The organism is Paenibacillus elgii NBRC 100335 (assembly GCF_004000865.1).
GTDB classification, from domain to species: Bacteria; Bacillota; Bacilli; order Paenibacillales; family NBRC-103111; genus Paenibacillus_G; species Paenibacillus_G elgii.
In genome coordinates, this window is the sequence record NZ_BIMB01000090.1 from 1 (window position 1) to 10,904 (window position 10,904).

8 protein-coding genes and 1 pseudogene are annotated in these 10,904 nt (G+C 42.0%); 1 reads left to right on the forward strand and 8 read right to left on the reverse strand.

All coding sequences use genetic code 11. From position 1 onward, the window contains the following. Nucleotides 1–227: 227 nt before the first annotated feature. From PEL01S_RS33425 to PEL01S_RS33460, 8 genes and pseudogenes are all read right to left on the reverse strand, one after another. A complete protein-coding gene (locus PEL01S_RS33425; RefSeq protein ID WP_127463251.1) occupies nt 228–797 on the reverse strand; it encodes a hypothetical protein in 570 nt (189 codons plus the stop codon). A gap of 19 nt (nt 798–816) precedes the next feature. After that, nucleotides 817–3,432 carry a lipase/acyltransferase domain-containing protein gene (locus PEL01S_RS33430; RefSeq protein ID WP_127463252.1) on the reverse strand — a complete coding sequence of 872 codons (2,616 nt, stop codon included), beginning with the start codon at nt 3,430–3,432 and terminating at the stop codon, nt 817–819. A gap of 377 nt (nt 3,433–3,809) precedes the next feature. Beyond that, nucleotides 3,810–4,142: pseudogene (locus PEL01S_RS33435) on the reverse strand (toprim domain-containing protein); the annotation flags it as partial. 207 nt (nt 4,143–4,349) lie between these two features. Beyond that, a complete protein-coding gene (locus PEL01S_RS33440) occupies nt 4,350–5,558 on the reverse strand; it encodes a cytochrome P450 (RefSeq protein WP_255320197.1) in 1,209 nt (402 codons plus the stop codon). Nucleotides 5,559–5,677: 119 nt separating this feature from the next. Beyond that, nucleotides 5,678–6,814, reverse strand: a complete 1,137-nt coding sequence (locus tag PEL01S_RS33445) for an NAD(P)/FAD-dependent oxidoreductase (protein WP_127463254.1) — start codon at nt 6,812–6,814, stop codon at nt 5,678–5,680. Between the two features lie 27 nt (nt 6,815–6,841). After that, the gene (locus PEL01S_RS33450; protein ID WP_127463255.1) at nt 6,842–7,555 is read right to left on the reverse strand and encodes a methyltransferase domain-containing protein; all 714 of its coding nucleotides are present in this window, start codon (nt 7,553–7,555) and stop codon (nt 6,842–6,844) included. Further along, nucleotides 7,548–8,714 carry a type III polyketide synthase gene (locus tag PEL01S_RS33455; protein WP_127463256.1) on the reverse strand — a complete coding sequence of 389 codons (1,167 nt, stop codon included), beginning with the start codon at nt 8,712–8,714 and terminating at the stop codon, nt 7,548–7,550. Before PEL01S_RS33455 ends, PEL01S_RS33450 begins: the two co-directional genes overlap by 8 nt. A gap of 45 nt (nt 8,715–8,759) precedes the next feature. Further along, nucleotides 8,760–10,301 carry an FAD-dependent oxidoreductase gene (locus PEL01S_RS33460; protein WP_204343658.1) on the reverse strand — a complete coding sequence of 514 codons (1,542 nt, stop codon included), beginning with the start codon at nt 10,299–10,301 and terminating at the stop codon, nt 8,760–8,762. Nucleotides 10,302–10,575: 274 nt separating this feature from the next. On the opposite strand from PEL01S_RS33460, the gene PEL01S_RS33465 reads away from it, so the two are divergent. Further along, nucleotides 10,576–10,782, forward strand: a complete 207-nt coding sequence (locus PEL01S_RS33465; RefSeq protein ID WP_127463257.1) for a YgaP family membrane protein — start codon at nt 10,576–10,578, stop codon at nt 10,780–10,782. Nucleotides 10,783–10,904: the final 122 nt, after the last annotated feature.

Below are 10,904 nucleotides of genomic sequence, written 5' to 3' on the forward strand. Positions count from 1 at the left end.
GGCGGACTTTTCCATAAATAGGCCTCCTTATTTACATTATTGTAAGCAATAAAAAAGCCTATCGAAGATTTTGATAAAAGGAAGTAAACTTGCAGTTACATCCTTTTATCTATTTCCTTCGATAGGCTTTAGGCCTATGCTTTATTGTTAATTTCACCGTTAGTTCATTGTTTTTATATACTCAAAATATCATATTTCAACTTTTTTTACAATAAGCTAAGTTACTATTACACATTAATCTCTGTTAATGTTCTTTTTTTTTGATAAATATACTTATAATCAAATATTAACATTATATCCATGTTAGGCAATTTTTCATTGATTGTTTTAAGCATTTCTTTACGTAAATTGGAGTAATGTACACCCTCCACTTTTTCAAATTTAATAATTATTCTACATGAATTGCTTTTATTTTCAAGAATAATAGAAATGTCTTTGCTTGATATTAGAATATTTTTTTTTTTAAATTGTTCTATAATGTATATCAAAATACTTGAGTGAATTTTTTTAATCATTTTTCTTTTAGATTGTAAATGTAATTTGTAACTCAGTACTCTAAAGCATATAGTTAAAATACAAACAATAACCACTAATAACGGTAAAATTTTGTAAGTACTTTGAATGAAATAAAGAATTATATTTGAAATAATTAGTGAAAAAGGAGTTATCAGATTTTTTAGTCCATACAAAACAGATGGATCAGCTAATAAACTTTTACTCATTTGATCTCTTGTATAATAATATGTAAAAATCAAGGAGAGAAGTATGATAACATTCGTAACAAAAAATATTATCATATCTACCCCTCCTAATAATTTAGCGAATTTTTATTGTCTTTGTTTCAATCATATTGCCCTTATCTTGATCAGTAACAATAATGTCAAGATTATGCATATCTTTTTCCCAGAACTCATCCAAAAACTTTTTTAATTCCTCCAAATCGAAATTACATACATACAATCCCTCATTTTCGTCAAATGTCAACTCCAAATCTTCTGATCTATAGTGTTCTGTGTTTATTGACACTTTAAAAAATGCATTAAGTTTTTTTGTTGTAATTTCTTTTCTTGTTTTAATTTCAATTATTGACAATTTAACACAGTATTTATTCTCTTCGATAACATTAATATCTTCTTTAAGGAAAAACGACACATAGTACTGAGCGCCGTTGAAAAAATGCAACTCAAATCGTTCATTACTAATACATATATATCTTGCGTTTTGAATATGCTCTGTTTTTAATGACTTAGCTGTAAATCCATTTCGTTTTTTAATTGTTATATCCATAGGGTTCTCAAGCCCCACTTGTGTTAACAGCTCAAATATATTCTCCGGTGTAGCGATACCTTGAAATATATTCTGAATCAAGGTCTCATCAATATAAAATTCTCTTGTGTTTTTATTACCAAATATATCAATTTGTTCGACTTTAATTATTCTCTCTTTATTCCTATAAAGAATTACTTCGCCTGTAACACCCTCTTGATTAGGGATAATAACTTTTTGAGATGAAGGTTTTACTCCCTTTATTGCAAAAACTTTTTGAATTTCATCATATTTTTTCTCAACTTCATAATAATCCAAATAGAAGTTAATAACAATCTTTGGGAGTGCACCATCTGAAACAAACACTTTCTCAGTATGAACTTCTTCTGTATTTCCTAAAATATCCTTTGAAAAAATCTTCAATGTATTAAAATTATTTACTTTCCATTCTAATGGAATAATCCCGAAATTTTCAATTTGATCATATTTATTATTATTCAAACAAATATATGTGGAGTCATAATCATAGGTACCAGGAATTACTTCTTTAACATTCAATTGCACATCAATCGGAACAACCATTGAATCTTCTGAAATAATTTTTTCACTATTAGATTCAATGGTATAAATCGTTTTAGGTAAAATTATATTTTTGTCCTCTTCAGTCTTTACATTCTCAATAATTGAAGGTACCTCTACAATAAGATCTTTATCTTTATTAACCAATAACTTCATTTCCACAAGATCATCTGCGATATTCAGTTTTGCACTTTTACCCTTGTTAATATTGAAAGTACTAAATGCTTTGACTTTTTTTCTTTTGCCTTCCTCATATTCTTCAATGGAAACAGATGTGGGTCCTTGGTCGTAAGCTTCAATAAATATAGTATTAGCAGGGAGTTGATTTACGTCATTATGAGGTTGTTTGACATGTTCTTCTTTATTAATCCCCTGCATAATAATATATGTTGTACTACCTAATGAAGTGACATTGTACTTTTGCCTTTCATCAAGAAGCTCTTTTAAGAAATCTTCATCTAGAATACCAATATTACCGAATAAAACATTTCCTTCTTCATCTGTCAGCGAAACAATTACTGGACAAGCTACCTTAATTATCTTACCTGAAAAACCTAATCCTGCAATCTGATTATATTGCCTATATACACCATCAATTTCCTCATTAGGTACCCCATCAAGAATGTTTCCAATAATTTTGAGAGCAAGTTCTTCACGTACTATTTTTTGATGAGATGACTTTATAAAGTATTTATTTTGGGATGCTGACATGGCACTAATTATCGGCACAGTACCGTCACCTTCACCAAAAATACCTTCAGGTTCATTTAAATTATTTTCTTCAATACTACATAAAGTTTCAGTTCCATATGCGAGAATCTCGTAATGTTCAACTTCCACTTCGTTTTCTGCAGGAGAACTTAGCTTTTCATAAAATTCATCTAAAACATTAGTAAAATCATGATCCCTCGAATTTAACAGTGGATAGTATTTTTCTCGTAATAGTGACCAGTCATATACCTTTTCATTCTTATCTTTTAGGCAAGAAAAACCATGCTTACTCATATATAAGTGATTATAATTAGAACTTGGGAGAAGTTGGTATATACTCGGGAAATAAGGAGCAATTTTTTTACTTGTCTCCACCGTAAGGACTAGTTGATTACTATCAGAAGGAACACCATTACCATATTTAAGAGTTTTATATGCAGTTGGTGAGCCATTCCATGGTGTCGCAAGTGTGATCAATTTGGTTACTTTTGATTTGGCGTCTTTAAATTCTGGATCATCTGAATTTATGAAAAGCCTTGCAACTATTCCACCCATACTATGCGCAACGATTATTACCTCTTCTGCCTTTTCAAGGATCGAACCGGCTAATAAAGAGATATGTTCTAAATTATTTAATCGCCAATCATAAGGAACCGGGGTTACTTTTCCATAGTTAGATAAATTCTTTAAAATCTTTGTATAAACAAGTGGCTCAATAAAACTAGCCTTAATTTCTGAATCATCAATATTAGTTAACTGTTGATAAACACTATCTAGCATTTTGTTACTGTATGGGATATATGACGGCCAAATAGGGAACAAATCTTTTTTTAGTCCACTTCCCATAATTCCAGGCAAAAATATTATTTGTCTCAAGATAATTCAGCTCCAGATCTGTAGTCTCAAGACATAATTCTACATATTATTCCAAAATCCTCCTCTACAATCATGAAGTTAGGAAAAAGTATTATTTGTTATTCCCCTATAGTTTTTAGTACTTACTTTTCTCCTATATTATCCAAAACTTTTCATTCCTTTTCCTCGACTTTTCCTCCCGGTGGGCTACATTCTCTTCCTTGGTGTTGGGAGTATATCTCACGTAAATCATTATGTATATTTATTTAATTCTTTGTATTATTATCGACTTTTATCTGGTTATCATTATTACATAAAACATTTATTATCTAATGTAATAATAATTCCCTAAAGTCAGTTACTGTAAAGGAATGAAGATACAATCATTACCTACATACCATTTGCTGCCCCTCCCGCCCGGCGTCGCAAGCGTTAATCAGCAGGCCGCTCCGTTTGGCCAGCTCGGCGATGACCTTGAGCTGGTCCTTCGTCTTCGGATTGGGTACAAGCTTGAAGCGCTCCGGAATGATCGGCAAATCGTTGAAGTTCCATTTTTTGTATTTTTCATCGTACGCATCCGGTTCGGCGAGACCGATCAGGTGCCCGATGGCCCAGGTGATAATATACTTCTCGCCTTCGATATGCGTGCGTTGGTTTTTCGCCTTCGGCTCGATGGCGGCCGCAATATTGCGCCCCATGTCCGGCTTCTCGGCGATAACAAGCGTCTTCATCCGTCAACTTTCCTCTCCTATGCCGATGAAAATTGCAGCGTACGGCACCGGCATTTGCAAGCCGTATTTCGAAAACGTGCTTCATCATATTATACCATAACCCCCTTCCCGTCGACCCGTTCCTTGGAAAAACGAGCAAAAAAACAGCAGGCCGGTTGACTGACCGACCTGCTGTTGCGTTTAGCCTCGTACTTTATTCATGTCACCCTAAACGGTGAGCAGCAGCTCTTTGATCCCGTACGCGAACGTGCTTTCAAGCGGCTTTAAAGTAAAGCCCGCGCTTAAGCGGAAGTCGGGATACCGCCGGATCCATTCTTTTAAGACGATCTCCGCTTCCATACGAGCCAGCGGCGCCCCGAGACAAAAATGAATGCCCCGGCCAAAGGCCATGTGCAGATTCGGCTTGCGCGGCACCACGAACTGCTCCGCATTCGGAAACTGCTTTTCGTCGCGATTGGCCGCGCCCATCCAGGCGATAACGTATTCCCCTGCGCGAAGCTCTTTCCCTCCCAAGACGACGTCTTCTTGCACGAAACGAAATGAAGCCTGCACGGGCGAACGAAAACGCAGCACTTCTTCAATCGCCGCAGGCAGCAATTCGTCCGGCTCATTTTTGATTTGCCGGTACACCTCCGGGTATTCCAAGAACGTATAGATTGCATTGGTAATCAAATTGGTCGTCGTTTCGTTTCCGGCTACGAGCAGCAAGATGCAAAATCCGACGATCTCTTCTTCCGTTAAGCTCTCGCCATTCACGCTGGCCTGAAGCAGCACGGAAATGATGTCGTCCGCAGGCTCCATTTTTTTCAGTTCGATGATTTCCTTGAAATAGGCATACAGCTCTCCGACCACCTGCTGCTGCTTCCGGAGCTGCTCGCTTCTGGCTTCTTCGCTGTTGTTTGCCGGTCCCGCAACGGCCTGATCGGACCAATCTTTAAATTTGCGTTTGTCTTTCGCAGGAACTCCGAGCATTTCGGCGATCACCCGGACCGGAAGCGGATAAGACAACTGCTCGACGAGATCGATCTCCCGCTCTCCTTCGATGTCATCCAACAATTCGTTCGTAATCGCCTGAATCCGCGGCTCCCAATCCTTCATCGCTCTGGGAGTAAAAGCTTTATTGACAATGTCGCGCATCTGCGTATGCTTCGGCGGGTCGAGATTGAGGAGGCCGTTCTCGAAAAGCGACTTCCCGTCGCGAAAAATACGGGATGAAATGTCCAACGACAGAAAAATGAGTACTTTGAAATCCTTTATCCATGGGTGGTCTGCAAAAAAAGTAATTTTTTTCTGTCGTTGATTTGCGGCGGAAAAGTGAATACTTTTCTGAGTAGCGATAGAAAAATAATCCGTTCTTCTTTTCGTAGTTTCAATTGGCATGGCAAACCCTACTAGGCTGAGGGGGGTTTTACCCAAGAGGAAAGCAAGAGAACGAGCAGATCCATGTAAAACCGGTCTAAAAATGAAAATGAAGAGAGAGGGTATTAAGTAAACGGTACCCGATTACCCATGATCCTCAACTCTGGATTAACTGCTTACAGGTCGCTTTCTCTCAAGCGGGTTGCTCGAATTAAAGAGGCTGGCAATACGGGGAAGGACTGCGCTATACTCAGCATCAACCTAGGAAATACCGGCAAGGAGAACATCCATTGCAGTAAAAGGCCCCAACGCAAGGGACTATTGAACTCACGCTTAAGGGAACGAGTATATTCCCATTTCCATCGGTTAACGCTGCTCTCGCCTCGCAGATAACGGTCAGCAAACGGTGCGCATAAGCAGGCTGAACGCAGCGCCATGGACATTCCGTCTCCACAGAGAGGAGGAACCATAACGGCCGCATCCCCTACAAGCGGGAACCGATCCCATGCGGACCAAATGTGATTCAGTTGGACGGGTGCTACAGCAGCTTGTGTCCCGGGAACCGGAACGACTTTGTCCAGTATAGCTTTAAGCTTCGGATTTCTTCGTCCCGCGGCGTAGATCCAGTCGACAACAGTTTTTTCCTTGTTTTGGAATGTATTCTTCTTTAGCAAGGCTGCAACATTCAACTTACCGTCCTCAACGGGAGAGAGGCCCAAATAGCCGCCAGGGAAAAAATAAAGCTCTACAACCGGCCCCAAATCAATGCCTGTATAATGGGATTTCACACCGATATACCTTGAATCGGGTGATCTCTGATCCAAAACCTTTGGTACCCCTTGGCCTCCCCAAGCAGCAATTACCGCTCTTGAGCGGAAGGAGAATTCTTCTCCTCCTTGTCGGGTTTCAATTCTATATCCATGGTCTGCGGGGGTCACAGAGGCGACCTTCTGCCCAGTGATCATTTCAACACCGGACCCTATCACCGATTGATGGAGTGTTGTATCCAAGGCAAACCGGCTTATCCCTAGGGCAGTGCCCGGAAGGGGAATGTCTAAGGTATCACCTTCACTCAAGATAATGCGTGCCTGGTGAATCTTTGCAGGCTGAAGCGATTCAACAGTTTCTTGAAAACCCAAAGAACGCAGCATGACTTGGGATTCCGGCGATAAAAACTCGCCACAGACTTTATGACGTGGAAAACGATTCCCGTCAATCAGAATGACGTCCCAACCCCGATCGGCAAGAACTTTTGCCATACTGCTCCCGGAGATTCCCGCGCCAATCACTACCATATCTCGAATCCGTTGCATAATCTTCAGCTCCATATGACGATGAAGTTACAGCCTATCCTTTCCAATGACGACAGCATACCGGAACAACGGTATCCATGAATAAGTGAAACGAGTGATTCCTAGGGTTTGACGAAGGTGTTGCCAATCGGAGGATTGAAAGCCTTTGGCCACAGAGAGCGGTCCGTCGTGCCGGATATAACGATTCCTCGAAACGATTCTCGAAGTAAGCCAGACGGCTACCCAAGGAATCCAATTCCGATGGATATCGTTAATCACTACGCCCAACCGGGATGCTCTGAGCATGCTATTTACAGTTTGAGGAAGCTCCTCATCCGTAAAATGATGAAGGAACTGTGTCCCTGTAACTATGTCTGCGTTTTTTTCCGGAAGCTCAAACAAATTGCCGCGCTTCACCTGTACCCTAGGCTCATGATAGAAAATCCTTTTTGCCTCCTCACAGGCTTCCTCCGTAATGTCAACTAAAGTGATGACCAGATCAATGCGGTTAGAATCAGCCCATTCGAGCAAACGGCGGTTCACATCGCCTGATCCGCAGCCGACATCAAGTATAGTGAAGCTTTTGGGTTTATTCGCTTGTATCCATAATTGGGACACTCCGTAAAGTGTGGGCAGTGCAGCGCGAAATATCCGATTCAGCCTGCGAAGATGCCACAACGCTTCACGGAGTTCGGGCCCCCCTTTGGACAAATCATCCATCAGTTCCGGCTCAGCGGTACGATGCCTCAACCGATTAAACATAGGATATCCCTATGCCGGCTGCTCCTAATGGGATCCCGTTCGGAAAATAATCTACTTCGATCAGCTCTGCGGTGAGTCCAGGACCAAAAGCTAAGGCGATGCCGCATATGGGATGGGTATCCGTTCCCGCGGGCGTCAGCTCGCGTCTGTATTCATCAAGAACGAACAAAATTGTAGCCGAGGATACATTTCCGTAATTACGAAGCGTATTTCGGCTAGGACGGGTTTGCTCCTCCGATAATGCGAACAAATCTTGCAATGTATCTATGATACCTCGCCCTCCGGGATGAATGGCCCATAGCTCCGGCAAGGTCTTCCCGTTGAAAATTTGCTCAATCTCTGCTGGGACGTATCGGCCCAACAGCTTAGGAATATTCGGCGACAAATATAAATCGAACCCGTAATTGCCGACTTCCCATACCATCTCATCGGTGGTATCGGGTAAAAGGACTGTATTCCCTTTACCCAGCCGAAAAACTTTCTTATGCTCAGGACGGGCTCTGCCTACAACGCAAGCGGATGCACCATCCCCGAAGAATGAAGCGCCGAACAACGCCTCCCTTTGGCTGGAGGGCTGAATATGTAGCGTACAGAGTTCCACACAAACAATCAATACATTTGCTGAACGCATGCCCGCCACGATCTGTCTCGCTAAGCTGACCGCCTTCAACCCGGCCGCACAACCAAGAAATTGCAGCGGCATTCGCTGGACATTCGGCGACAAACCGAGACGCATAGTCAAATCCACATCCATTCCAGGAAGAAATTGTCCCGTACAGCTCACCGTGATCAAATGCGTAATATCCGAAACGGCCGTATGGCTATCCTCCAGGGCTTTTTTCGACGACTCTAATGCCAAAGGGACGGATTCCCTCTTATACCGCTCCATACGTTCCTTCGTTGAAGGTACATTTTCCAGAGAATCTGAAGGAAAATAGCGACATTCGGCAGCCGGACTCAGCAGGTCCGGCTCGCAAGTATAACGGGTTTCCACCCCGCACTGTTTAAAGATTCGCTTCGACCATCGCATGGAGTCGGAATGTTCTTTTAGTGCATCGGTCAATCTTTCCAACACCTCGAGCTGGTCCAACCGATAGGCAGGAACGGCCGTACCGATTCCAAGAATAGCGACATCTGATGTGAAGAGTTCCTTTTCCATCTTTTAGCTTCATCCCTTTATAATGTAATCACTTATTTGAAGAACTTAGTAGGATTCGATCCTTCTCAGAGACTTCGCCGCTGGCCCCTCCAGTACGTCTCCCTCGTAGGAGAATCTAGATCCGTGGCAGGGGCAGTCCCATGTCTTCTCGCCGGCATTCCACTCAACTTCACATCCCATATGCGTACAGGTAGTATCTACCACGTGTAGCTTTCCTTGGGGATCTCGGTAAGCTCCCGCACGTTTGCCATGGACCCGGACAACGGCCCCTTCGTCATTCTGCAGCTCCTCCGTCGTTTGGTGGACCATCTCCAACTTGCCGGCGATGAAATGTCCGGCTGCATCAGCATTTTGGATCAGGAACGTTTTAATATCGGGGTCCGTATGAAACCTGGATGGAGTGAAAAGCTCGCTATACAGGGTATCTTCGCCTAAGATCAGCCTTGAGTTCAACAAGGCCGCTGCTACGCTTGATGTCATGCCCCATTTTTTGTACCCGGTGGCAACCATAATATTGGGTTTATTGGAAGCAATCGGACCGATATAAGGGATCTTATCCAGTGAAATCAGATCCTGGGCTGACCAACGATAATGGATTTCTTTCAATCCGAAGGTTTCTTCGCCGAACTGCTGCAACGCTTCATAGTGTTTGATTGTGCAGATCCCCTGTCCTGTTTTGTGGCTTTCTCCGCCGATCAAAACCATCCGCTTTCCATCGACTGTAACCGGCCGAAGCGAACGTTTGGGCTCCTCCGCGCTTAGGTACATTCCTTGAGGATATGCTTTTTCCGTTTCAGCAAGTAAGACATACGATCGTTCCGCGTGCAGCCTGGAAAAGTAGAACCCTCCCCCATCATAGAAAGGAAAATGCGAACACGACACGATATAATCAGCGGTGATTTTATAACCTTCCGAGGTGGTCAACGAAACCGTTGTCCCCGGATCTGCGCTGATCGCAGTCGTGTTTTCGTAAATGTCCCCTCCGAGGCGAATTACTTCTTTCACCATATGCGCTATAAAAGCTGCAGGATGAAAGTGAGCTTGCTCAGGCATTACGATAGCCCCTTCGACGGAAAAAGGTAGCAAAGTTTGTTCCACATAGGTGCCGGGTATTCCCAAAGCTTCATAAGCTTGAATTTCAGACGTCAGCTTACTCACATAGGCATTAGAGGAGGTATATATGTATGCGTCCTCCTCCATTAAGTCGCACAGGATTTCTTGCTCCCGAACCATTTTCTTGATAAATTCCATGGCTTCCCGATTGGCATCGTAGTACATTATTGCTTTTTCCTTGCCAAAGTGAGAGAGCAATTCACTATAAATCAAATCATGCTGTGCCGTAATTTTTGCTGTAGTGTGCTTTGTTGTCCCTGAAAGTAGATGTCCGGCTTCCACTAAGGCAACCTTGAGTCCTTTCTTTGAGAGCAGATAAGCCGTTAAGATTCCTGTGATTCCTGCTCCCACTATGGCTGCATCCACCTTTACATCTTGCGCAAGCTTAGTAAAATCAGGCAGCGTTGTCGAGGCGAGCCAATATGATTCCGGAAAGTCAGGAATCTTCGATTCGTGAAAATATTGTATTTTCAATTCGCTTCTCCTTACTACTATTTTTGCATAATATATCCAAATTATTTCGGGTTTATTCTGTTGTTTCTTTTAGTTCATTTAAGTCTTCACATTATTGAACAACCAATTTTTAATACTCAGTCATACATTTAAATTTTTGTAATCAAGGGCAAGATAAATATGAAGTAACGAACGTTCAAATTTGCTTCGACAAAAATGGAAAAATAGCTGGTCACAAGAACGTGAAATAACTTTGTTATAAAAGCAAACCAAACTATTATTAGGGAGGTTTAAAATGAATTGTAACGTTGGGAAAACGGAGCAGGTGTTTAGAATTTCAATTGGAGTCACGATTGTGTTGATGGGGCTGTATTACAAAAATTGGTGGGGAATAATCGGATTAGCTCCAATCATTACTGGTGCAACCCGTTATTGTCCAGCGAATGCTCTCCTAGGAATTCAGAATTGCCAAGTGTCAGAAAAAAATAAAGTATTAGACTGAAAATAAAGTATTAGACTAGGAAAATATAGTTGTAGACTGACGCGCCGGCAACGGCGGCCGGCCGAGCAGCTGCAGTTCGCGCTCCTGGTTCTTTCGGATGAAGTCCGGCTTTGCGATCGGCG